Origin of the sequence: Escherichia sp. F1, from assembly GCF_046764225.1 — a bacterium.
Classification (GTDB): Bacteria; Pseudomonadota; Gammaproteobacteria; order Enterobacterales; family Enterobacteriaceae; genus Escherichia; species Escherichia coli.
This window is the reverse complement of sequence record NZ_CP177202.1, coordinates 88,509-112,588: the sequence shown is the minus strand read 5'-3', so window position 1 is coordinate 112,588 and position 24,080 is coordinate 88,509. Positions and strand designations below refer to the sequence as shown.

Here is a 24,080-nt window from a genome sequence, read left to right as displayed (position 1 = left end):
ACATCCTCAGGCGATAACGCCCAGTTGTTTACCAATACGCGTGAATGCTTCTACTGCACGCGTAATTTGCTCAGGGGTATGCGCCGCAGACATCTGGGTACGAATACGCGCCTGACCTTTCGGAACGACCGGATAGAAGAAACCGGTGACGTAAATCCCCTCTTTTTGCAGCTCACGAGCAAATTTCTGCGCTACTACCGCATCGCCAAGCATGACCGGAATAATGGCGTGATCGGCTCCCGCCAGGGTAAAGCCCGCCGCCGACATTTGCTCACGGAACTGACGCGCGTTCGCCCACAGACGGTCACGCAGCTCGCTACCCGCTTCAACCATCTCCAGCACTTTGATGGAAGCGGCAACAATGGCCGGTGCCAGCGAGTTGGAGAACAGGTACGGACGAGAACGCTGGCGCAGCCACTCAACCACTTCTTTGCGCGCCGCCGTGTAGCCGCCAGAAGCGCCACCCAGCGCTTTACCGAGCGTGCCGGTGATAATATCGACCCGGCCCATCACATCGCAGTATTCATGGGAACCACGACCGTTTTCACCGACAAAACCGACCGCGTGGGAGTCGTCTACCATCACCAGGGCATCGTATTTATCTGCGAGATCGCAAACACCTTTCAGGTTGGCAATCACGCCGTCCATCGAGAACACACCATCGGTGGCAATCAGCACATGACGCGCACCGGCTTCACGCGCTTCTTTCAGACGTGCTTCCAGCTCCTGCATATCGTTGTTGGCATAACGATAGCGTTTAGCTTTGCACAGACGCACACCATCAATAATAGACGCGTGGTTCAGTGCGTCGGAGATAATGGCGTCTTCCGCGCCTAACAGCGTTTCGAACAGGCCACCGTTAGCATCAAAGCAGGAAGAGTAGAGAATCGCATCTTCCATTCCCAGGAAGGCCGCCAGTTTTTGTTCAAGCTCTTTATGGCTGTCCTGAGTGCCGCAAATAAAACGCACCGAAGCCATGCCGAAACCGTGAGAATCCATTCCCGCCTTTGCCGCCGCAATCAGATCCGGATGATTCGCCAGTCCGAGATAGTTATTGGCACAAAAGTTAATGACGTGGCTTCCATCAGCCACAGTGATATCTGCTTGCTGCGCAGACGTAATAATGCGCTCTTCTTTAAACAACCCTTCCGCCCGTGCGGTTTCCAGATCGTTGGTTAACTGCTGATAAAATTCTCCACGCATTGCGATTCTCCAGACAGGGCAAATTCCAGCACATATTACCCAAACTTATAGGTCGCGACGAGATGACGCGTTAACACTTCTGCAAAATTCAGGATAAATAACGTCCATCAATCTCACTTTTGGCGAATGGCTGAAGCCAACGCCGTGTAGTGATATGATAGAAGTATTCGTGTCTGAGATTGTCTCTGACTCCATAATTCGAAGGTTACAGTTATGATCATCGTTACCGGCGGCGCGGGCTTTATCGGCAGCAACATCGTTAAAGCCCTGAATGATAAAGGCATCACCGATATTCTGGTGGTGGACAACCTGAAAGACGGCACCAAGTTTGTGAACCTGGTGGATCTGGATATCGCGGACTATATGGATAAGGAAGACTTCCTGATCCAGATTATGGCTGGCGAAGAGTTCGGCGATGTCGAAGCGATTTTCCACGAAGGTGCGTGCTCTTCCACCACCGAGTGGGACGGCAAGTATATGATGGATAACAACTATCAATACTCCAAAGAGCTGCTGCACTACTGTCTGGAGCGCGAAATCCCGTTCCTGTATGCCTCTTCCGCAGCCACCTACGGCGGACGCACCTCCGACTTTATTGAATCCCGCGAGTACGAAAAACCGTTGAATGTCTACGGTTACTCAAAATTCCTGTTTGATGAATATGTTCGTCAAATCCTGCCAGAAGCGAACTCGCAGATTGTTGGCTTCCGCTATTTCAACGTTTATGGACCGCGTGAAGGCCATAAAGGCAGCATGGCGAGCGTCGCTTTCCATCTCAACACTCAGCTTAACAACGGTGAATCGCCGAAGCTGTTCGAAGGTAGCGAGAACTTCAAACGCGACTTCGTTTACGTAGGCGACGTGGCAGATGTAAACCTGTGGTTCCTGGAAAATGGCGTTTCCGGCATCTTCAACCTCGGTACTGGTCGTGCGGAATCCTTCCAGGCGGTAGCAGATGCTACGCTTGCTTATCACAAGAAAGGCCAAATCGAATACATTCCGTTCCCGGATAAACTGAAAGGCCGCTACCAGGCGTTCACGCAGGCAGATCTGACAAATCTGCGCGCGGCGGGTTACGACAAACCGTTCAAAACCGTTGCCGAAGGTGTAACGGAATACATGGCTTGGCTGAATCGCGACGCATAAGAGCTCTGCATGAAAATACTGGTGATCGGCCCGTCTTGGGTTGGCGACATGATGATGTCGCAAAGTCTCTATCGCACGCTCCAGGCGCGCTATCCCCAGGCGATAATCGACGTGATGGCACCGGCATGGTGCCGTCCATTATTATCGCGGATGCCGGAAGTTAACGAAGCTATCCCTATGCCTCTCGGTCACGGAGCGCTGGAAATCGGCGAACGCCGCAAACTGGGTCATAGCCTGCGTGAAAAGCGCTACGACCGCGCCTACGTCTTACCTAACTCCTTCAAATCCGCATTAGTGCCTTTCTTCGCAGGTATTCCTCATCGCACCGGCTGGCGCGGCGAGATGCGCTACGGTTTACTCAACGATGTACGCGTGCTCGATAAAGAAGCCTGGCCGCTAATGGTGGAACGCTATGTCGCGCTGGCCTATGACAAAGGCGTTATGCGCACAGCACAAGATCTGCCGCAACCATTGTTATGGCCGCAGTTGCAGGTGAGCGAAGGTGAAAAATCATATACCTGTAATCAATTTTCGCTTTCATCAGAACGTCCGATGATTGGCTTTTGCCCCGGAGCGGAGTTTGGTCCAGCAAAACGCTGGCCACACTACCACTATGCGGAGCTGGCAAAGCAGCTGATTGATGAAGGTTATCAGGTGGTTCTGTTTGGCTCGGCGAAAGATCATGAAGCGGGCAATGAGATTCTTGCCGCTTTGAATACCGAGCAGCAGGCATGGTGTCGTAACCTGGCGGGGGAAACACAGCTTGATCAAGCGGTTATCCTGATTGCAGCCTGTAAAGCCATTGTCACTAACGATTCTGGCCTGATGCACGTTGCGGCGGCGCTCAATCGTCCGCTGGTTGCCCTGTATGGTCCGAGTAGCCCGGACTTCACACCGCCGCTATCCCATAAAGCGCGCGTGATCCGTCTGATTACCGGCTATCACAAAGTGCGTAAAGGCGATGCCGCAGAAGGATATCACCAGAGTCTGATCGACATTACTCCCCAGCGCGTACTGGAAGAACTCAACGCACTATTGTTACAAGAGGAAGCCTGACGGATGCGGGTTTTGATCGTTAAAACATCGTCGATGGGCGATGTTCTCCACACGCTGCCCGCACTCACTGATGCCCAGCAGGCAATCCCAGGAATTAAGTTTGACTGGGTGGTGGAAGAAGGGTTCGCACAGATTCCTTCCTGGCACGCCGCCGTTGAGCGAGTTATTCCTGTCGCAATACGTCGCTGGCGTAAAGCCTGGTTCTCGGCCCCCATAAAAGCTGAACGGAAAGCGTTTCGTGAAGCGCTACAAGCAGAGAACTATGACGCAGTTATCGACGCTCAGGGGCTGGTAAAAAGCGCGGCGCTGGTGACGCGTCTGGCACATGGCGTAAAGCATGGAATGGACTGGCAAACCGCTCGCGAACCTTTAGCCAGCCTGTTTTACAATCGTAAGCATCATATTGCAAAACAGCAGCACGCCGTAGAACGCACCCGCGAACTGTTTGCCAAAAGTCTGGGCTATAGCAAACCGCAAACCCAGGGCGATTATGCTATCGCACAGCATTTCCTGACGAACCTGCCTACAGATGCTGGCGAATATGCCGTATTTCTTCATGCAACAACCCGAGATGATAAACACTGGCCGGAAGAACACTGGCGAGAATTGATTGGTTTACTGGCTGATTCAGGAATACGGATTAAACTTCCGTGGGGCGCGCCACATGAGGAAGAACGGGCGAAACGACTGGCGGAAGGATTTGCTTATGTTGAAGTATTGCCGAAGATGAGTCTGGAAGGCGTTGCCCGCGTGCTGGCCGGGGCTAAATTTGTAGTGTCGGTGGATACGGGGTTAAGCCATTTAACGGCGGCACTGGATAGACCCAATATCACGGTTTATGGACCAACCGATCCTGGATTAATTGGTGGGTATGGGAAGAATCAGATGGTTTGTAGGGCTCCAGGGAATGAGTTGTCTCAATTGACAGCAAATGCTGTTAAGCGATTCATTGAAGAAAACGCTGCTATGATTTAAATTACAACTCCTTAATAGATAATTTTGAAATAAAATCAGCCTCCTTGCTGATTTTATTTCACATATTCATTACTTCTCTAATAAACATTGGTCCGATTGTGCTTTAAAATAAGCACAAAGCAATATTATGGTGACAAACACAGCTGTCGGAACTGGTTTAGAAAAAAGTATTACATCACTTAGGCCTACTACCAGTAGTGAAAAAAGCAAGATTAAAATATAAGGTTCCTTAGCAGTTCTTAAGGCATATATGAGTATTGCTGAAAATGCTAAAATTGTTAATACAACTCCAGGAATACCACGCGTTGATAACGTATCTATGAGATCGTTATGCAAATGAGAATCTACAAAGGGTAAAGCGCCACTTAATCTAGGCTCTTTTTCTTCTAGTTCATGTATTTTTCCCGCACGTTTTTCCAGTGATTGTCCTATTGGAGAATATGTTTTTAAGCCAACTTCATACATTGCCAGACGGGCACCGACTGAAGTTCTGGTGTTATCATGCGAATAATTAACTAAATCGTTATTTAAGTCATTCATTCTCATAAGCAATGTATCTTTAAAAGAAAATACACCTGCTAATAATGCAATCGCAATAAAACAATATAACTTATAATTAATTCGCTTATTAATATAACTATCCATTACGATTAATATTAACGCAAAGAATGGAAACACTAATATGGCTGCACGCGTTTCAGTTACTATGACAGCACATAAGCTAAGCATGAAGTTAATTGTATATAATGTTGTTTTATGTCTAAAGTCGCATTTTAAAATGAGAATTGATGCCAGTAAAGAAGGGAAAAGGATGATGTAGCCTGCTGTTGTAGCGTGGGAAGCTGATAATGCAACACGGTCGACTTTTAAATAGAAATGTTGCCACATGGCATGCGAAAAAAAAAGTAACTGCGTTGCCAGGGATGCGAACAGAATTAGTTTCCCAAATTTTATTTTTGTTCTCAACTCATTTTTAGCAAAAAGAACCAAGAAAATAAAAGCACTACACAAGGCAATTTTCCCAGTTTCCATTGGGCCACGATATGCATTGGTATAAACAGAGCCTGAAACTTTATAATGTGAATACCAGATGATATTTATGATACCCAAAAAACATAATGAGATGAAAATTAACAAAGTAGGATTATTAGTTATTGTTTTTTTGGGTGTCACAAGAAAATACAATGCAGATATAATTCCAGCTGCATGAAGAAACTTAGTTGCAACATCATCCCATAAAGACAAAGTCATCAAAGAAAAAATACATAATATGAGAATTAAAGACTTTACACCAGAATTAATTTCATTCCAACAAAATGACATATAGTTTCAACCTATGCTACGAGGATGGATTATTTAATGCAAGATCTAATATTGATTCTTTTTTCTATTTACCAGTCTGACCACCCTCCAGAGAATATAATTTTTTGATACTAATATTTTTGCTCGCCTCTTATCTCTCTTGCCAGAAATATTACAATCTTTCAATTCTTTTTCATTGCTTTCAACTAATTGATTTAATAGTTCAAAATCACCATTAAGTAGAACATTCCATAAATAACGAGTTTTATGATAAGTTCTATTTTGACTCAATAATGTATGAATTTCTTCTTTCCGGTTACCTTTGTATAACTGCATCACAGAAGAGTAGATTCTTTCGTGCGCAAATGACTCATGTCGATAATGAGTGATGGTTCTACATGAGTTCATTAAGGAATTTTCTCTATAGTTATGCTTATACATATAATATGGAACCGCATACATATCGCATGTAATTAGCAGTCGATAGATAAAATCCAGATCTTCTCCTAGTCGTAAATCTTCATCAAAAAAAAGATTATTATCTTCCAGAAGTTGTTTTCTTATAAACAGGCACCCTATATGGAATCTGACCTTTTTATAAAAAAAGTCGAAAAGTAAAGATCCTTCATTAAACTCTGTATTTATAGGTGAGTAAGTAACACCATTTTTTATATGATGGCCATAAAGCCCACAATAAATCGCATCCCCTCCCGTCTCATGTTGTCTGGAATACATATTCAGCAGATAGTTAGGATCTATCTCATCATCATCATCCATAAAACATATAAACTGTCCTTGCGCCTTGCGGATACCTGTATTCCTGGCAGACGAAACACCGCCATTTTCTTTATTGATAATAATTAATTGAGAGTGGGTTAACCCATACTCTCTCAAAACGTTTGATGTGTTATCTTTAGAACCATCATTAACAATAACAATTTCAAAATTTGGGTAAGTTTGTTTTTCTAATTTCGTTAGAGTTTCAGTAATGTAATCAGATGAATTATACGTCGGTATTATTATGGACACTAAAGGGTAATCATTGCTCATCGTGTTCTCTTACCTGAACTAATAAAATATGATAGTACTCATCCTTAATTATTATTGTAACTCAGACATCCATGATTTTTTATTGCCCAAATAGTTTTCTTTTATACTTATTTAATTTGAATTTAATGAAGTAAATAAAAGCGTTAAACTTATCACCATTTTTCTTTGCATGTTGATATTTCACTTGATACTGCTTTTCATTCGTGGCTGGAATAAACGCCACATCATTCCAGCAAGAAGCCTGATAAGCCTCATTAAAATACTTCTGGCAGGGATAATTCGTCCAGTCGTTCCAGGGCTTCGTTACGCCAACATAATGAATCAGCTTAGTATCATCGGTAATGGTCTTTTTATAATCTTCATCGCTTTTATTTTTTAACTCATAGTCAATGCCATAAAAGCAATCATAATCGCCGCTAATAAAAATACAATGACCAAAGAACAGAATATTTAAAATATCCTGATCAAGGCATTTATATTTCGTGTGCTGCGGGTCACTTGCCAGCATAGCAATGGCTTTATTCATAAAATCATTTTTCGACCATGCTTCAAGCTGCAGATATACTACACCAGCGTTGAAATAATTCCCTGGCAGTCCCTCTATAGCCAGACGCTTCGCTGGTTTTTCCTGCATAAAAGGCACATCTTTAATAACAGCTGCGAACTTATCGCCATCAAAATTAATATCAAGCAATCCAGCTAATGAGCCTTTACAGATGACATCAGCATCGATATATAACAGATTTTCAATAGTCTCACTCAGATACTGGAACGCAACTAAACGGAAGAATGTTGCATAAGACCACTGTTTCAGGCTGGGGAAGATATCAATAAAGGCACTGGAGACTTTATAAATTTTTACTTCAACGTTAGCATTTTTGCTGGTAAAAGCATTAACACGTTGTAGATAATCTTCATCAATGTAGTCGGTAAAGAGATGAAACTTAACCGCAAAGTCCGGGTTATGCATAACAACTGATTGCATAGATACTGCCGCACCAAATAAAAAGTTGCGGTCAATACCGTAAGCGATATTTAACACACGATCGGTGTTAGCAATTTCCCCAGAGACAGCGACTTCAGTAATACTCTCAGCTAATAAATCCATGTTGGTTCCGTTTTGACTGTGTGGTTTACGCTTTGCCTTTTATTTTTTTAATAAATTTGCGTAGTTTGGTTCTGTAGGTTACTGAATAGTAGCCATAATCTTTTATTTCGTTGGCAATACCCAGGTGACGTTCCATGGCCAGACGATCACGAGCTTTACGCTCTGCCGTACAGCTTTTACCGGATAGGTCAATTATCCTGACACCATCTTTACTAACGATAAAGTTACCCCGGTGTGGGTCGCCCGATAGCATATTTAATGCATGCAACTTTTCCATTGAAGCCTTAATTTCTGCTTTAACATCCTCTGGAATGATCGGCATATCATTGAGCTCTACGCCCTCGACATACTCGATAAGCATGATAAAAACACTGGCATAGTTGAAAATTTTACGCTCAGCCAGAAAATAAAAATCATTAGGAAAAGTAAGACCTGCACTTCTGACACGATCGGTTTCAACGATCAAATTCTGATAGTAGTCACCTTTTACAAAAGATTTTAAAAAACGTTCATTCCTTTTCGTTTTCGGGGCAAAGACTTTAAAAACATAGCGACCATATTTCGTATCAATCAACGATACTTTGGTATCATCAATATTACGTAATACTTTTACTGTTTTAAAATTATAGGCCAGTATCTCATCAAAGATTTCTTTATATTTATTATCATTATCTTTGTAATAAAATGAGAAGCCGCGATAGCGTATACTTGTAATCATAATAGTAATTTATTTCTTAAGCTTGTACTTAATTAATGAAGTTATGCCTTTAATATACTCACCATGGGCAAATAGATGCTTATATTGTTTCTGCATTTCTGCAACAGTCCGCGCCTCTTTAAGAGGATATTTCTTCCAGGGAGATTGTTCACGCGCGATATTAAAGTATGATGCAGACGGATATCCAGCCCAGCTATGCCATGGTTTAGTTATCCCTGTATAGTGAATCAATACTGTTTTATCGGTAATGGTTTGCTGATACTTTCGATGACTACGATCATGAAGTTCGTTTTTCAGGGTATAAATAGTATCAAAATCCTTCGCGAGGTAGATATTATTCATATTAAATGCGATATTCAACGCATCCTGATCTAAATATTTAAGAGAGCCATATTTAGTTTCCCCTCGTAAAAGCGTTAGCAAATACGGTGTCAAATTTGCTTCATGCCATTTTTTAAGATTGACATAGATAACGCCTGCATTGAAATAACGTCCATTCATTTCGGGAATGTTGAGGCGTTTTGCACATGCTGCCTGAGTACTATCATTGTCAGGAATGACCGCAGCAAACTCATCTTTAAATATAATTTCTGTGAGAGGCTTCAGACTTCCTTTACAAACGACATCGGCATCCAGATACAGCAGTGTAGAAATACTTTCACTCAGATATTCAAAGGACAATACCCTGAAGTATGTTGCGTACGACCAAAACTGTGACGTCGGCAGATCAGCAAAGTATTTTGGGTCGATTAAATATACAATAATTGAAGTATTAAATTGTTTTGCCGTTTCATTAAATGACTTTAAATAATCGTCATCTACATAATCAGTGAAAACATGAAAAACAAAATTAATATCTGAATTATTAATTAAAACGGAAGAAATTGAAACGCCAGCACCATACAAAAAATTCTTATCGATACCGTAGGAAACATTTAGCTCTGGGGCGTTTTCTTTTTTATTATCGGCTAAATACGAAAACCGTTCTTTTATAAATTCATTCATTTAACTTTTCTCAATTTCATTTTATTATCTTTAAATAAAAATAATAAATATAATTCATTATCCCGTTAATTGGTTTATTTTGTTTAAAATTATGCTTAGCGCAATAACGAGCATAGTTTGAGTTAACTGGCCGCATTAACGGTTCATTTTTCCAGGGCGATGCTTCTTTGGCTTTGATAAAAGGTTGCGCACTTGGATAACCGGCCCAGTAATGCCAGGGTTTTGTCGGGCCGACATAATGAATTAATACGGTTTCATCATTAATTGGACAAACAAATGATTTTTTTAATTCATAATTTAAACTAAATTGCGTATTGTATTTAGCATCAATGAATTTAACTTTCCCTAACAGGATAAGATTAAGGATATCTTGATCCATATAGGTTAAACGGGAAACGATGGCTTTATCAGCAAGCATCGACATCGCTTTAGCAGAAACGGACTCCTGCGCCCACGCTAGTGTATTAATTAACAGGACACCTGAATTAAAGTAACCCTTTTCAAGTTCATTACACTGCAGACTTTGACCCCGTAACGACCACCAGTTAGCATCGCGTTCAGTAACAACAGCAGCAACGTTATTGGCAAGATCCATTGTTATCAGCGGCTTTAAGTTTCCCTGACAGGCGATATCAGCATCCAGGTAAAGGATCTTATCTTGTTGATCAATAAAGTAATCTGCAATTACAAAACGGAAATACATGGCAATAGACCAATTTTTGGTCGTCGGTAATGCCTTAAGCCGTTCACAATTTACTAGATGGATCTGGATACAGGTACGATAGCTTTTCGCCAATTGGGCTAAACGCTGGATATCGGCTTCAGGGATATCATCAATAAAAACGTGGAAAACAAAACTCACGTCGTTGTTATGTAACAAAACTGACGTGATTGAAACACCACAACCAAAAAGAAAGTTTTTATCAATGCCATAAGCAACATGGAATGATGATGCCACTGACGCCGCTGGCCTTTCATCGAAGATGATTGTCTTATTGATCATCTCTTGTGGATTAAAATAGTGGGCACTCATATTTCTCTCCGGAAATTACAACGATTTTCGAATCGTTCTTTCCCTGATTTTTGTGGCTTTTGCTTCTGCTTGCGACAGCAGCCCTTGTTCCTGCTTGATAATGTCTTTAAGCGGGGCGACAAAATACACTTTCATAAACCGCCAGATATCCCGCTGAGTCAGGCCAATATTCATCGAAGAAAAATAAAGTCCAATAAGATCTTTATCGCGCCAACGACGTGGAACGCGCGTGCGAAGCTGCGCCCGGTGCAGGTCAATTACTGAAATTTTTAACTCCTCTTCCTTACCGGAAAAAGGCAAGTGCAGCAGGAAATGACAGATATAACAGTCACGGTGGTTAATGCCCGCAGCATGCATATCGCGCACCATCGTCGCGACACGCTTAATAAGCATACGCTTTACGCGAACATCTGGAGGGTTGGTCGCCCAGTCAGCACAGTAATCTTCCAGACTGATGGTTGGTGTCAGATCTTCGGTAATAATAAACGAGGTTCTGGTCAGCGGATTAATGCCTTTTTCGCCGAATGCCACCCCATACATAGTATCAACGCCGACATCCCGCAGTCGATGAATCGCATTCCATTCGCGGTCTGCGCCTAATACTGGCATCCGCAATGAGAGTAAATTTTTGATTATCTCTTTCAGGGTCGTGCCGCGATGCCATTTGAGAAAATAGCTTTTGCCCGCCATTTCAAAGCGCAGAGTACGGCGAGTTTCCAGTTCACGAAATACCTCACCCTGCAAAGTTTTAACTTCCTCAAAAGGATCTTTTCCGCGCCATAACGTGGCAAACGGCTCTTTAAGTTCAACCATCCAGACCACCCGTTATGATATCCGCCGCTTTCTCTGGCAGACTGTATAAATCTTGTGTATCAGCATAATGTCGCGCATTTTCCGCCCAGGCCTGGCGCAATGAAAATTGCGTTAACGCTTTGCGTAAAATCTCATTCAATGTTTCCTGGCGGAATGGCTCAGCAATAGCCTCGCCACAATTGGCCTCGACAATATAAGGCGCATAGCCACAAACGGCTGTTGTTAGTACCGGTAATCCTGCAGTAATCGCTTCCAGCAGCACAATTCCCGCCGCTTCCTGGTAGGCAGGATGCAGTAATAAATCCGCCGCCGCCATTAATTCCGAGACATCGTTGCGCCCCGAGAAGAAGTGAACATTACTGCGCACGCCGCGTTTTTCTGCCAGCGCCTCAAATTTTCGCGGTTTATCCTGCCCAACAACATATAGCAATGTGTTGTGGCGCAGCGAATCCGGTAACGAAGCAAGTGCTTCAATGGAGCGATCGACACCTTTACGCGTGAAGTCTGAACCGACCTGCAACAATAAATATTGCTGTTCGGTTATTCCATTCTTCTTACGGAAGATTTCACGGCTATTGGCTGGCTGCTGGCTATATTTACGATCAGGGTAAATCCCCGGTGGCAGAATATGAAAACGCTCCGCTTCAGTCTGATAATGTTTCTGGAAATCGGCGATTTGCTTATCTGTCAGCATCAGCAGCTGTGTCGGCTTACCCTGTTCGAAGGTTGCCCGCTCAAAGGCGGCATAATGGCGATAACGTGACGTCAGGCGATAGAAAAAGCCTTTCTCCTGCGCTACTTTCTCGGCATAACAAACATCAGCGGCATAATAAACGTCCAGCCCCGGCATTTTGTTGAATCCAACGACTCTATCGACGGGATGTTCGCGTAAATGTTTTTGCACCCAGGCAAAATACTCCGCATTGCGCCCGTGATTGGTATGCGATTTAACCGGCACTTTGATCAGTTCAAATACATCAGGGCATTCGCCTTCCCACGACTGGGTATAAACCCGAACATGATGACCTCGAGCGGCGACTGTCTGAGCAATACGCATGAAATCGCGCTGCAAACCGCCAAAGGGAAAATATTTATATAAACAAAAAGCAACGATCATAACGACGTACCTGTCGTGGAGGAGGGCAGTAATTTATCGACAGCAGCAATGACATCTGCCGCCGGAATAACCGAAAGATACATCTCATTTCGGTCACGCTGATCGCGCGTTGGCATTTCCCGGTAATCTCCCGCCCAGAATTGAATCATGTTATTTGACCAGGGACGCCAGAAAATATGGTCTGTCGCACCAAACAGCGATATCAGCGGCGTATTAACTGCAGCGGCAATATGCGCCGGTGCGGAATCAACGCCAATAAACAGCTGGGCATGATCGATTAACGCACCAAGTTCCGGGAAGGTCACCTTTCCAGCCAGCGCCGTTACTGGTGGCGTCTGGCATCCCTGCGCAATTTCATTGACGCAGGCCAGATCGTCTTTATCTGGGCCGGACGTCAGAACGACTTCATAACCACGAGCATGTAAGGCATCAATCACAGCGGAAAACTTGGCGTTGTCCCAACATTTGAAGATTTGCCGCGCCGTAGGTTGGATAACCACATAATTTTGTCCAACACCTGCATGATCAAGTTCGCGACGTATACGTTTCCAGCTTGCAGGCGGGTAACTCATGGTTGTCTGCTTCACCAACGATTCAAGTCCCAATGGCGACAGCACGGATAAGTTACTTTCCACCACATTTCCACCCTGCAACGGCACCAAATGAGTGAAACTTTTACGCCAAAAAGCAGACTGCCGATGATGATAATCCTGGGAAATTTTCACACGGGCATTTAATAAGCGAACCAGTATAGCAACCATCCATTGATCGGTAAGATTGACGATAAGGTCATACTTATTGGCACGTAATACCTTGATGAGATGAAAAAAGTTGGCAATTTTTTCTGCGGCTTTTGCTTTTTTATTTTTTATGCCGTAGAGCGCGTTAATCTCTGGATTTTCAGACAGGATCGGGATGGTGTCCTGATAAAGCAGCACATCGATTTTTGCGTCAGGGTAATTTTTTTTCAGCGAACTAATGACGGGAGTAGTTAATAACATATCCCCATGAAAACGCATCTTAATGAGCAAAATTCTTCGAAATGGCTTATCCACAAGTAACTCTTTTTGTTGAGATTATCCGATTAAGGTGAAGCAGAAAAAGCACGCTACCGCCCCAGGCTCAACAGCTACCTGAATACTGATACCGCACTGATATTGACGCGCTAGTGTATCACTTCTTTCGCGGCAATCCGACCCGAATGATTTTTAAGCACATTGTTAATTTTCAATAAAGAAATCAATCAAATAAAATCATTAGCAACCATATTCTTTCACTGTTGCTCTGCGATTCCTTCCTGCACGTACAGCAGAAATCAATGAATCGCATAAAAATACAAAAAAAGTATAGATGTTCAGCAAGAATTGGCGGGTAAATTGCTATTTAAGTCAAAAACGGGAAAAGTAATGGTAAAGCCACAGCTAAATACATAGAATCCCCAGCACATCCATAAGTCAGCTATTTACTATGCTCGAATTGCTTTACACCGCCCTTCTCTACCTTATTCAGCCGCTGATCTGGATACGGCTCTGGGTGCGCGGACGTAAGGCTCCGGCCTATCGAAAACGCTGGGGTGAACGTTACGGTTTTTACCGCCATCCGCTAAAACCAGGCGGCATCATGCTGCACTCCGTCTCCGTCGGTGAAACTCTGGCGGCGATCCCGTTGGTGCGCGCGCTGCGTCATCGTTATCCTGATTTACCGATCACCGTTACAACCATGACGCCAACCGGTTCGGAGCGCGTACAATCGGCTTTTGGGAAGGATGTTCAGCACGTTTATCTGCCGTATGACCTGCCCGATGCGCTCAACCGTTTCCTGAATAAAGTCGACCCCAAACTGGTGTTGATTATGGAAACCGAACTATGGCCTAACCTGATTGCGGCGCTACATAAACGTAAAATTCCGCTGGTGATCGCTAACGCGCGACTCTCTGCCCGCTCGGCCGCAGGTTACGCCAAACTGGGTAAATTCGTCCGTCGCTTGCTGCGTCGTATTACGCTGATTGCCGCCCAAAATGAAGAAGATGGTGCGCGTTTTGTGGCGCTGGGCGCAAAAAATAATCAGGTGACCGTTACCGGTAGCCTTAAATTCGATATTTCTGTAACGCCGCAGTTGGCTGCTAAAGCCGTGACGCTGCGCCGCCAGTGGGCACCTCATCGCCCGGTATGGATTGCCACCAGCACTCACGAAGGCGAAGAGAGTGTGGTGATCGCCGCACATCAGGCATTGTTACAGCAATTCCCGAATTTATTGCTCATCCTGGTACCCCGTCATCCAGAACGCTTCCCGGATGCGATTAACCTTGTCCGCCAGGCTGGACTAAGCTATATCACACGCTCTTCAGGGGAAGTCCCTTCCACCAGCACGCAGGTTGTGGTTGGCGATACGATGGGCGAGCTGATGTTACTGTACGGTATTGCCGATCTCGCCTTTGTTGGCGGTTCACTGGTTGAACGTGGTGGGCATAATCCGCTGGAAGCTGCCGCACACGCTATTCCGGTATTGATGGGGCCGCATACTTTTAACTTTAAAGACATTTGCGCGCGGCTGGAACAGGCAAGCGGGCTGATTACCGTTACCGATGCCACTACGCTTGCAAAAGAGGTTTCCTCTTTACTCACCGACGCCGATTACCGTAGTTTCTATGGCCGTCATGCCGTTGAAGTACTGTATCAAAACCAGGGCGCGCTACAGCGTCTGCTTCAACTGCTGGAACCTTACCTGCCACCGAAAACGCATTGAGGTTGTTATGCAAAAACGGGCGATTTATCCGGGTACTTTCGATCCCATTACCAATGGTCATATCGATATCGTGACGCGCGCCACGCAAATGTTCGATCACGTTATTCTGGCGATTGCCGCCAGCCCCAGTAAAAAACCGATGTTTACTCTGGAAGAGCGTGTGGCGCTGGCACAGCAGGCAACCGCGCATCTGGGGAACGTGGAAGTGGTCGGGTTTAGTGATTTGATGGCGAACTTCGCCCGTAATCAACACGCTACGGTGCTGATTCGTGGCCTGCGTGCGGTGGCGGATTTTGAATATGAAATGCAGCTGGCGCATATGAATCGCCACTTAATGCCGGAACTGGAAAGTGTGTTTCTGATGCCGTCGAAAGAGTGGTCGTTTATCTCTTCATCCCTGGTGAAAGAGGTGGCGCGCCATCAGGGCGATGTCACCCATTTCCTGCCGGAGAATGTCCATCAGGCGCTGATGGCGAAGTTAGCGTAGCGTTTATGCCGGATGGTATGCCATCCGGCGCGCATCAATTACTTCTGGCACTGCCGACAATAAAACGTTGCCCGCTGCGCATGTTTAGTCGCCACAATCGGCGTACCGCACACCCGACAGGGCTCGCCTTTTCGCCCGTAAACCTGCAATTCCTGCGCGAAATAGCCCGGTTTACCATCACTTTGCAGAAAATCTTTCAGCGTTGTACCACCCTGCTCAATCGAACGCAGCAACACCGCTTTAATCACCTGAGCTAACAATTCACACTCTGCCAGCGACAGTGATGACGCCAGCCGATCCGGATGGATCCCCGCCGCAAACAGAGATTCGCTGGCATAGATATTCCCTACGCCTACCACCAGCTTATTATCCATCAGCCACGGTTTAATCGCCGTTTTTTTCTTCGCGCACTTCTGATGCAGGTACTCACCGTTGAAATCGTCGCTAAGCGGCTCCGGTCCAAGATGGGCCAGCACATTATGCCCTTCCAGCTCTTTGGTCCACAGCCAGGCACCAAAGCGGCGCGGATCGGTGTAGCGCAGCACTTTACCGTTGCTCATCACCAAATCAACATGGTCATGCTTTTCAGGGGGAAATTCTTCTGGAAGGATGCGCAGGCTGCCAGACATCCCCAAATGAATGATAATCCAGCCCTCCGGCAGCTCCAGCAGCAGATATTTAGCCCGCCGCTGCACGCTAAGCACTGGTTGGTCGCTTAAACGGTAGATCTCTTCTGAAACCGGCCAGCGCAAGCGTCCGTTGCGCACCACCGCATGAAGAATGGTTGCACCAACGAGATGCGGTTCTATGCCGCGACGGCTGGTTTCAACTTCGGGTAATTCAGGCATAGCATCTCCAGGAATGAACAGATGCAGTCAATATGGGGGCAGGCAGATAACAAAAAACCCCGCCGGGGCGAGGTTTTTCGTTACATCAAAGCAAAAATTATTTGATTTTCGCTTCTTTGTAGATCACGTGCTGGCGAACAACTGGATCGAATTTTTTCAGTTCCAGTTTTTCCGGCTTAGTACGTTTGTTCTTCGTAGTGGTATAGAAGTGACCAGTACCAGCAGAAGAAACCAGCTTGATTTTCTCACGAATACCTTTAGCCATGATTTATTTCCTCTAAGTACTTAGTACTTTTCGCCACGGGCACGCAGTTCAGCCAGAACTGTATCGATGCCTTTTTTATCGATTACACGCATACCTTTAGCAGATACGCGCAGGGTGACAAAACGCTTCTCGCTCTCAACCCAGAAACGGTGAGAGTGCAGGTTCGGCAGGAAACGGCGTTTAGTCGCGTTCAGTGCGTGGGAACGGTTGTTACCGGTCACCGGACGCTTGCCAGTAACTTGGCAGACTCGGGACATGTCTATTCTCCAAAAATCAAATTAGCTCGAGCTTCGTATGGGGTATTGGCGCCTCGTCAGGCTTTACAGCCCGGTCATCGCAGTTCTATGTGAACTCTCGATTGCCAGGCCCAAATGCCAAACCCGAGATTCTCAAAGGTGGCGTAGTATACGCTGACTCAGCGATGTGCTCAAGTCCCGAACAGACAAAGATCCCGAAGGATCGCGCATAGCGGGTTAAATCCAGCCGCGTTCGGCAAAAGAAACATACTCTCCACGCCCAATCACGATATGGTCGAGCACGCGTAAATCCATGAACTGACAACTCTTTATTATCCGTTCAGTAATGAGTTTATCCGCTTTACTGGGTTCAGCACAACCCGAAGGGTGATTATGTGCAAGGATCAGCGCCGAGGCATTTATTTTTATCGCTTCGCGGATAATTTCCCGAGGATGGACTTCAACATGGTTTAGCGTGCCGGAAAAAAGACGGCTATGCGTTATAACCCGGTGTTGTGAGTCGAGAAAGATCACCATAAAGATCTCCCGCTCCTCACCCGTGAGCTGGCTTTGTAAAAATTCCCGCGTCATCTCCGGGCTGAGTAAAGGGCTTTCTTCACGCATCCGCACGTTGTAGTAACGCCGCGCCAGTTCAGCAATCCCCTTTAGCTGGGCAAATTTCGCCACGCCAATTCCATGAACACCATTAAATTGTTCATATTCAGAGGTTAACAAGCCATAAAGAGAGCCGAAATTCTCCAGCATCTCTTTTGCCAGGGTTAATACATCTTTACCGCGCGTTCCGGTACGCAGAAATAGCGCCAGCAGCTCGACATCCGTTAAGGCGCTAATACCAAACTTCAGCATTTTTTCGCGCGGCATCAACAGCTGTGAATTGTTTTTCACCTTCACCTCCTTTGTGGTGCTCGCATCCTGTCATAGCCGTTCCGTTAAATCGACGGCCAGTTTTCAATCCTGGAAAGCGCCTCGCAAAGTGATTCTCAGGTGAAGGCACGACAACAAAAGTATTGTGATAAAATCGCCAACTTCTGGTGTCACCCAACAGGAAAAATCATCATGAGCCTGGCCGGTAAAAAAATCGTTCTCGGCGTCAGCGGCGGTATTGCTGCCTATAAAGCCCCTGAACTGGTGCGTCGTTTGCGCGATCGCGGGGCCGACGTCCGCGTAGCCATGACCGAAGCGGCAAAAGCCTTTATCACCCCACTTAGCTTGCAGGCGGTTTCTGGTTATCCCGTTTCCGACAGTCTGCTGGACCCGGCAGCCGAAGCCGCTATGGGCCATATTGAGCTGGGTAAATGGGCTGATTTAGTGATTCTCGCCCCTGCCACGGCAGATTTGATTGCCCGTGTTGCTGCCGGAATGGCGAATGATCTGGTATCGACGATTTGTCTGGCCACACCTGCGCCTGTAGCCGTGCTCCCCGCCATGAACCAGCAGATGTACCGTGCCGCTGCCACGCAGCATAATTTAGAGGTGCTTGCTTCCCGTGGTTTGCTCATCTGGGGGCCAGACAGTGGCAGTCAGGCTTGTGGTGATATCGGCCCTGGGCGAATGCTCGATCCGTTAACCATTGTTGATATGGCGGTAGCGCATTTTTCGCCCGTCAACGACCTGAAACATCTGAACATTATGATTACCGCCGGCCCGACGCGTGAACCGCTCGATCCAGTGCGTTATATCTCTAATCACAGCTCAGGCAAGATGGGTTTTGCTATCGCCGCCGCCGCTGCCCGTCGTGGCGCGAACGTCACGCTGGTATCAGGTCCGGTTTCACTACCGACGCCACCGTTTGTTAAACGTGTTGATGTGATGACCGCGCTGGAAATGGAAGCCGCCGTGAATGCATCTGTACAGCAGCAAAATATTTTTATCGGCTGTGCCGCCGTGGCGGATTATCGCGCAGCTACCGTGGCCCCAGAAAAAATCAAAAAGCAGGCCACGCAGGGTGATGAATTAACAATAAAAATGGTTAAAAACCCCGATATCGTCGCAGGCGTTGCCGCACTAAAAGACCATCGACCCTACGTCGTTGGATTTGCCGCCGAAACAAATAATGTGGAAGAATACGCCCGGCAAAAACGTATCCGTAAAAACCTTGATCTGATCTGCGCGAACGATGTTTCCCAGCCAACTCAAGGATTTAACAGCGACAACAACGCATTACACCTTTTCTGGCAGGACGGAGATAAAGTCTTACCGCTTGAGCGCAAAGAGCTCCTTGGCCAATTATTACTCGACGAGATCGTGACCCGTTATGATGAAAAAAATCGACGTTAAGATTCTGGACCCGCGCGTTGGGAAGGAATTTCCGCTCCCGACTTATGCCACCTCTGGCTCTGCCGGACTTGACCTGCGTGCCTGTCTCGACGACGCCGTAGAACTGGCTCCGGGTGACACTACGCTGGTTCCGACCGGGCTGGCGATTCATATTGCCGATCCTTCACTGGCGGCAATGATGCTGCCGCGCTCCGGATTGGGACATAAGCACGGTATCGTGCTTGGTAACCTGGTAGGATTGATCGATTCTGACTATCAGGGCCAGTTGATGATTTCCGTGTGGAACCGTGGTCAGGACAGCTTCACCATTCAACCTGGCGAACGCATCGCCCAGATGATTTTTGTTCCGGTAGTACAGGCTGAATTTAATCTGGTGGAAGATTTCGACGCCACCGACCGCGGTGAAGGCGGCTTTGGTCACTCTGGTCGTCAGTAACACATACGCATCCGAATAACGTCATAACATAGCCGCAAACATTTCGTTTGCGGTCATAGCGTGGGTGCCGCCTGGCAAGTGCTTATTTTCAGGGGTATTTTGTAACATGGCAGAAAAACAAACTGCGAAAAGGAACCGTCGCGAGGAAATACTTCAGTCTCTGGCGCTGATGCTGGAATCCAGCGATGGAAGCCAACGTATCACGACGGCAAAACTGGCCGCCTCTGTCGGCGTTTCCGAAGCGGCACTGTATCGCCACTTCCCCAGTAAGACCCGCATGTTCGATAGCCTGATTGAGTTTATCGAAGATAGCCTGATTACTCGCATCAATCTGATTCTGAAAGATGAGAAGGACACCACAGCGCGCCTGCGTCTGATTGTGTTGCTGCTTCTCGGTTTTGGTGAGCGTAATCCTGGCCTGACCCGCATCCTCACTGGTCATGCACTAATGTTTGAACAGGATCGCCTGCAAGGGCGCATCAACCAGCTGTTCGAGCGTATTGAAGTGCAGTTGCGTCAGGTATTGCGCGAAAAGAGAATGCGTGAGGGTGAAGGTTACACCACTGATGAAACCCTGCTGGCAAGCCAGATTCTGGCCTTCTGTGAAGGTATGCTGTCACGCTTTGTCCGCAGCGAGTTTAAATACCGCCCGACGGATGATTTTGACGCCCGCTGGCCGCTAATTGCCGCACAGTTGCAGTAATATGACGCCGGATGACTTTTCATCCGGCGAGTTTCTTTAAACGCCGAACTCTTCGCGATAGGCCTTAACCGCCGCCAGATGTTCCGCCATTTCCGGCTTCTCTTCCAGGTAAGCAATCAGGTCTTTCAGGGTGATGATAGAGATCACTTTGCAGTTGTAATCACGCTCAACTTCCTGAATTGCCGAAATCTCGCCGCGCCCCCGTTCCTGACGATCGAGCGAAATCAATACGCCAGCAAGCGTCGCGCCATTGGCCTGAATAATTTCCATCGACTCGCGAATCGCCGTTCCGGCGGTGATCACATCATCCACCAGCATTACGCGTCCTTGTAACGCGCTACCGACCAGATTGCCGCCTTCACCGTGGTCTTTTGCTTCTTTGCGGTTAAAGCAGTACGGCAGGTCCAGGTCATGATGCTCCGCCAGCGCCACGGCAGTTGTGGTGGCAATCGGGATCCCTTTGTAAGCAGGGCCAAACAGCAGATCGAACTCAATGCCGGAATCCACCAATGCTTCAGCGTAAAAACGGCCTAACAGTGCCAGATCGCGCCCGGTATTAAACAGCCCGGCGTTGAAGAAATAGGGGCTTTTGCGCCCGGATTTCAGCGTAAACTCGCCAAACTTTAACACCTGCTTGCTAAGCGCAAATTCAATAAACTGGCGCTGATATGGTTTCATGCCTTCGCTCCTCATCTTACTTTTCTACAGACAAAAAAAAGGCGACTCATCAGTCGCCTTAAAAATCAGTTTGCCAGCGCCGCCTTCTGCGTCGCTACAATGGATTCGATTCCCCCTCGGGCCAGCGCCAACAAGGTGAGTAACTCTTCATGGGTGAACGGCTCGCCTTCTGCCGTCCCCTGCACTTCAATGATGCGCCCGTCTTCGGTCATCACCACGTTCATGTCCGTTTCAGCGGCAGAGTCTTCAACGTATTCCAGATCGCAAACCGCTTCGCCGTTCACAATCCCGACAGAAACTGCGGCTACCATCCCTTTCATCGGGTTGGTTTTCAGCTTGCCGTTTTCCACCAGCTTCTGTAGCGCATCTGCCAGCGCCACGCAGGCACCCGTAATCGACGCGGTACGCGTGCCACCATCAGCCTGAAGCACGTCGCAGTCCAGCGTAATAGTGAACTCACCCAGCGCTTTCAAATCTACTGCCGCACGAAGAGCACGGGCGATCAGACGCTGGATTTCCATGGTGCGTCCACCCTGCTTACCTTTCGCCGCTTCACGCGCGTTACGGGTGTGGGTAGAACGTGGCAGCATGCCGTACTCTGCGGTGATCCAGCCCTGGCCCTGACCTTTCAGGAAGCGCGGCACGCCTTCTTCAATAGAGGCGGTACACAATACTTTGGTATCGCCAAATTCGACCAGCACCGAGCCTTCTGCATGTTTTGTATAGTTACGAGTCAGGGTAACGGGACGCACCTGATTATTGCTACGGCCTGCTGGACGCATATTGAAATCTCCGGCTTGAAACAAATGTGGCTGCGCATTATACGGACTTCCGGCGGTTATTCCTATCCTGACAAGGCATCGATGGCTATAATCCTTCCACCTCTCCTTTTATAAACAGGAACGTCTATGATCCGCAGTATGACCGCCTACGCCCGGCGTGAAATCAAGGGTGAATGGGGGAGCGCAACCTGGGAAATGCGCTCGGTAAACCAGCGTTATCTGGAAACTTACTTTCGTCTGCCGGAGCAGTTCCGTAGCCTTGAACCTGTCGTTCGCGAGCGTATTCGTTCTCGCCTGACGCGCGGTAAAGTGGAATGTACCCTGCGCTATGAACCAGATGTTAGCGCACAAGGTGAGCTGATCCTCAACGAAAAACTGGCTAAACAGCTGGTAACCGCCGCGAACTGGGTAAAAATGCAGAGCGACGAAGGGGAAATAAACCCGGTTGATATTCTGCGCTGGCCGGGCGTAATGGCAGCCCAGGAGCAGGATCTCGACGCGATTGCCGCTGAAATTCTCGCGGCGCTGGATGGTACGCTGGACGACTTTATCGTCGCACGCGAAACCGAAGGTCAGGCGCTGAAAGCATTGATCGAGCAGCGTCTGGAAGGCGTCACCGCCGAAGTGGTCAAAGTCCGCGCCCATATGCCGGAAATCCTGCAATGGCAACGTGAGCGTCTGGTCGCGAAGCTGGAAGATGCTCAGGTGCAACTGGAAAACAACCGTCTGGAGCAGGAGTTGGTTCTGCTGGCACAACGAATTGACGTTGCCGAAGAACTGGACCGCCTCGAAGCGCATGTCAAAGAGACCTACAACATTCTGAAGAAAAAAGAAGCGGTTGGTCGTCGTCTGGACTTTATGATGCAGGAGTTCAACCGCGAGTCGAACACTCTTGCGTCGAAATCTATCAATGCCGAAGTGACGAATTCTGCCATCGAGCTGAAAGTGTTGATTGAGCAGATGCGCGAGCAGATCCAGAACATTGAATAACTCGTAACGCCAATTCTTCCTTTTCAGCCTTCACAAATGCCGCCCACTCAAACAGAGCGGCATTTTTCCTCCCCGCAACATTCAATTCTGTTTTGCGTGCCTGCTCCAGATTTTGCGATGTTTTTTTGCCCAGCGCAGTGAGAACGTGAGATACTTACAACTGTATATAAACACAGTTGTAGACTTACTTTCCTTGCAATCGATATCACATGGAGTGGGCAATGAACGAACATCATCAACCTTTTGAAGAGATAAAGCTGATTAATGCAAACGGAGCAGAACAATGGTCAGCAAGACAACTTGGAAAACTACTGGGTTATTCAGAGTATCGTCACTTTATACCTGTATTAACGCGCGCCAAAGAAGCTTGTCTGAATAGTGGTCACACAATTGATGACCATTTCGAGGAGATCCTCGATATGGTCAAAATTGGCTCAAATGCCAAAAGAGCATTAAAAGACATCGTACTCTCCCGCTATGCCTGTTACCTGGTAGTACAAAACGGCGACCCTGCGAAACCGGTTATTGCGGCAGGGCAAACTTATTTTGCTATCCAGACCCGACGGCAGGAGCTGGCTGACGATGAAGCTTTCAGGCAACTTCGTGAAGACGAAAAGCGTCTTTTTCTGAGAAATGAGTTGAAAGAACATAACAAACAATTAGTTGAGGCAGCGCAGCAAGCTGGGGTAGCGACAGCTATCGATTTCGCCATATTTCAGAATCATGGTTACCGGGGACTGTATGGTGGATTAGATCAGAAAGCTATCCATCAGCGGAAGGGGCTGAAAAAGAGTCAGAAGATCCTGGATCATATGGGTTCAACAGAACTGGCGGCTAATCTCTTTCGAGCTACCCAAACAGAAGAAAAACTCAAGCGGGATGGCGTGAATTCAAAACAGCAAGCTAATACCACACACTTTGACGTGGGTAGCAAGGTGAGGCAAACCATTCAGGAACTTGGCGGAACCATGCCTGAGGAGTTGCCGACCCCGCAGGTCAGCATCAAGCAGTTGGAAAACAGTGTAAAAATTACAGAGAAGAAATAGCAGAAACTAAAAACTCTTTTTGTTGATTGAGATACCCGAT

At 46.9% G+C, this 24,080-nt stretch carries 26 protein-coding genes; 10 read left to right on the top strand and 16 right to left on the bottom strand.

Annotated elements, in window-relative coordinates; genetic code table 11:
• Window positions 1-6: 6 nt before the first annotated feature.
• Window positions 7-1,203: a glycine C-acetyltransferase gene (gene kbl, locus ACK8NJ_RS00485; protein WP_001213834.1), complete on the bottom strand. Its 1,197-nt coding sequence runs from the start codon at window positions 1,201-1,203 to the stop codon at window positions 7-9.
• 213 nt (window positions 1,204-1,416) lie between these two features.
• Between kbl and rfaD the strand changes: the two genes are divergently transcribed.
• From rfaD to rfaC, 3 genes are read left to right on the top strand one after another with little or no spacing between them, the layout of a single operon-like run.
• A complete protein-coding gene (rfaD, locus tag ACK8NJ_RS00480; protein ID WP_000587750.1) occupies window positions 1,417-2,349 on the top strand; it encodes an ADP-glyceromanno-heptose 6-epimerase in 933 nt (310 codons plus the stop codon).
• A 9-nt stretch (window positions 2,350-2,358) separates the two neighbouring features.
• Window positions 2,359-3,405, top strand: coding sequence for an ADP-heptose--LPS heptosyltransferase RfaF (rfaF, locus tag ACK8NJ_RS00475; protein ID WP_000699243.1), 1,047 nt, complete (start codon window positions 2,359-2,361; stop codon window positions 3,403-3,405).
• Window positions 3,406-3,408: 3 nt separating this feature from the next.
• The gene (rfaC, locus tag ACK8NJ_RS00470) at window positions 3,409-4,380 is read left to right on the top strand and encodes a lipopolysaccharide heptosyltransferase RfaC (RefSeq protein WP_001264580.1); all 972 of its coding nucleotides are present in this window, start codon (window positions 3,409-3,411) and stop codon (window positions 4,378-4,380) included.
• A gap of 69 nt (window positions 4,381-4,449) precedes the next feature.
• Here the strand turns inward: rfaC and ACK8NJ_RS00465 are convergent, their stop codons facing one another.
• The 9 genes from ACK8NJ_RS00465 to rfaQ form a co-directional block, all read right to left on the bottom strand.
• Window positions 4,450-5,703, bottom strand: a complete 1,254-nt coding sequence (locus ACK8NJ_RS00465) for an O-antigen ligase family protein (protein WP_001316727.1) — start codon at window positions 5,701-5,703, stop codon at window positions 4,450-4,452.
• 45 nt (window positions 5,704-5,748) lie between these two features.
• Complete coding sequence (locus ACK8NJ_RS00460) at window positions 5,749-6,732, bottom strand: glycosyltransferase family 2 protein (RefSeq protein WP_000063995.1); 984 nt, start codon at window positions 6,730-6,732, stop codon at window positions 5,749-5,751.
• Between the two features lie 79 nt (window positions 6,733-6,811).
• Entirely contained in the window at window positions 6,812-7,840 is a 1,029-nt protein-coding gene (locus ACK8NJ_RS00455) for a UDP-galactose--(galactosyl) LPS alpha1,2-galactosyltransferase (RefSeq protein ID WP_000364779.1), read from the bottom strand.
• A gap of 25 nt (window positions 7,841-7,865) precedes the next feature.
• Window positions 7,866-8,558 carry a lipopolysaccharide core heptose(II) kinase RfaY gene (gene rfaY / locus ACK8NJ_RS00450; protein ID WP_000633083.1) on the bottom strand — a complete coding sequence of 231 codons (693 nt, stop codon included), beginning with the start codon at window positions 8,556-8,558 and terminating at the stop codon, window positions 7,866-7,868.
• A 9-nt stretch (window positions 8,559-8,567) separates the two neighbouring features.
• Complete coding sequence (locus ACK8NJ_RS00445; protein WP_001001722.1) at window positions 8,568-9,563, bottom strand: glycosyltransferase family 8 protein; 996 nt, start codon at window positions 9,561-9,563, stop codon at window positions 8,568-8,570.
• A 16-nt stretch (window positions 9,564-9,579) separates the two neighbouring features.
• A complete protein-coding gene (gene waaO / locus ACK8NJ_RS00440) occupies window positions 9,580-10,596 on the bottom strand; it encodes a lipopolysaccharide 3-alpha-galactosyltransferase (protein WP_001272734.1) in 1,017 nt (338 codons plus the stop codon).
• 15 nt (window positions 10,597-10,611) lie between these two features.
• Window positions 10,612-11,409: a lipopolysaccharide core heptose(I) kinase RfaP gene (rfaP, locus tag ACK8NJ_RS00435; RefSeq protein ID WP_001366774.1), complete on the bottom strand. Its 798-nt coding sequence runs from the start codon at window positions 11,407-11,409 to the stop codon at window positions 10,612-10,614.
• Complete coding sequence (locus tag ACK8NJ_RS00430) at window positions 11,402-12,526, bottom strand: glycosyltransferase family 4 protein (RefSeq protein WP_000634261.1); 1,125 nt, start codon at window positions 12,524-12,526, stop codon at window positions 11,402-11,404. The genes rfaP and ACK8NJ_RS00430 overlap by 8 nt, the downstream gene beginning before the upstream one ends.
• The gene (rfaQ, locus tag ACK8NJ_RS00425) at window positions 12,523-13,581 is read right to left on the bottom strand and encodes a lipopolysaccharide core heptosyltransferase RfaQ (protein WP_411962035.1); all 1,059 of its coding nucleotides are present in this window, start codon (window positions 13,579-13,581) and stop codon (window positions 12,523-12,525) included. Before rfaQ ends, ACK8NJ_RS00430 begins: the two co-directional genes overlap by 4 nt.
• A gap of 412 nt (window positions 13,582-13,993) precedes the next feature.
• Between rfaQ and waaA the strand changes: the two genes are divergently transcribed.
• On the top strand, window positions 13,994-15,271 hold the full coding sequence (gene waaA / locus ACK8NJ_RS00420) for a lipid IV(A) 3-deoxy-D-manno-octulosonic acid transferase (protein WP_000891564.1): 1,278 nt from the start codon (window positions 13,994-13,996) through the stop codon (window positions 15,269-15,271).
• A 7-nt stretch (window positions 15,272-15,278) separates the two neighbouring features.
• Window positions 15,279-15,758: a pantetheine-phosphate adenylyltransferase gene (gene coaD / locus ACK8NJ_RS00415; protein WP_001171866.1), complete on the top strand. Its 480-nt coding sequence runs from the start codon at window positions 15,279-15,281 to the stop codon at window positions 15,756-15,758.
• A gap of 38 nt (window positions 15,759-15,796) precedes the next feature.
• Here the strand turns inward: coaD and mutM are convergent, their stop codons facing one another.
• The 4 genes from mutM to radC form a co-directional block, all read right to left on the bottom strand.
• The gene (gene mutM / locus ACK8NJ_RS00410; protein WP_411962034.1) at window positions 15,797-16,606 is read right to left on the bottom strand and encodes a bifunctional DNA-formamidopyrimidine glycosylase/DNA-(apurinic or apyrimidinic site) lyase; all 810 of its coding nucleotides are present in this window, start codon (window positions 16,604-16,606) and stop codon (window positions 15,797-15,799) included.
• Between the two features lie 97 nt (window positions 16,607-16,703).
• Window positions 16,704-16,871 (bottom strand): 50S ribosomal protein L33, encoded by a 168-nt coding sequence (gene rpmG, locus ACK8NJ_RS00405; protein WP_001051798.1) that lies wholly within the window; start codon window positions 16,869-16,871, stop codon window positions 16,704-16,706.
• 20 nt (window positions 16,872-16,891) lie between these two features.
• Complete coding sequence (gene rpmB, locus ACK8NJ_RS00400) at window positions 16,892-17,128, bottom strand: 50S ribosomal protein L28 (protein WP_000091955.1); 237 nt, start codon at window positions 17,126-17,128, stop codon at window positions 16,892-16,894.
• Window positions 17,129-17,344: 216 nt separating this feature from the next.
• A complete protein-coding gene (gene radC / locus ACK8NJ_RS00395; protein ID WP_001560123.1) occupies window positions 17,345-18,013 on the bottom strand; it encodes a RadC family protein in 669 nt (222 codons plus the stop codon).
• 171 nt (window positions 18,014-18,184) lie between these two features.
• Between radC and coaBC the strand changes: the two genes are divergently transcribed.
• The 3 genes from coaBC to slmA all read left to right on the top strand — a co-directional run bounded on the left by coaBC (window position 18,185) and on the right by slmA (window position 20,544).
• Entirely contained in the window at window positions 18,185-19,405 is a 1,221-nt protein-coding gene (gene coaBC / locus ACK8NJ_RS00390) for a bifunctional phosphopantothenoylcysteine decarboxylase/phosphopantothenate--cysteine ligase CoaBC (protein WP_411962033.1), read from the top strand.
• Window positions 19,383-19,841: a dUTP diphosphatase gene (gene dut / locus ACK8NJ_RS00385; RefSeq protein WP_000976070.1), complete on the top strand. Its 459-nt coding sequence runs from the start codon at window positions 19,383-19,385 to the stop codon at window positions 19,839-19,841. Before coaBC ends, dut begins: the two co-directional genes overlap by 23 nt.
• A 106-nt stretch (window positions 19,842-19,947) precedes the next feature.
• The gene (gene slmA, locus ACK8NJ_RS00380; protein ID WP_000818604.1) at window positions 19,948-20,544 is read left to right on the top strand and encodes a nucleoid occlusion factor SlmA; all 597 of its coding nucleotides are present in this window, start codon (window positions 19,948-19,950) and stop codon (window positions 20,542-20,544) included.
• A 36-nt stretch (window positions 20,545-20,580) separates the two neighbouring features.
• Here the strand turns inward: slmA and pyrE are convergent, their stop codons facing one another.
• Both pyrE and rph read right to left on the bottom strand, forming a co-directional pair.
• On the bottom strand, window positions 20,581-21,222 hold the full coding sequence (gene pyrE, locus ACK8NJ_RS00375) for an orotate phosphoribosyltransferase (protein ID WP_000806177.1): 642 nt from the start codon (window positions 21,220-21,222) through the stop codon (window positions 20,581-20,583).
• Between the two features lie 65 nt (window positions 21,223-21,287).
• Entirely contained in the window at window positions 21,288-22,004 is a 717-nt protein-coding gene (gene rph / locus ACK8NJ_RS00370) for a ribonuclease PH (RefSeq protein WP_001247093.1), read from the bottom strand.
• A 126-nt stretch (window positions 22,005-22,130) separates the two neighbouring features.
• Here rph and ACK8NJ_RS00365 point away from each other — a divergent pair, with 126 nt between their 5' ends.
• Together ACK8NJ_RS00365 and dinD are read left to right on the top strand one after the other, a co-directional pair.
• Window positions 22,131-22,994, top strand: coding sequence for a YicC/YloC family endoribonuclease (locus ACK8NJ_RS00365; RefSeq protein WP_000621336.1), 864 nt, complete (start codon window positions 22,131-22,133; stop codon window positions 22,992-22,994).
• Between the two features lie 221 nt (window positions 22,995-23,215).
• Complete coding sequence (gene dinD / locus ACK8NJ_RS00360) at window positions 23,216-24,040, top strand: DNA damage-inducible protein D (protein WP_001315077.1); 825 nt, start codon at window positions 23,216-23,218, stop codon at window positions 24,038-24,040.
• Window positions 24,041-24,080: the final 40 nt, after the last annotated feature.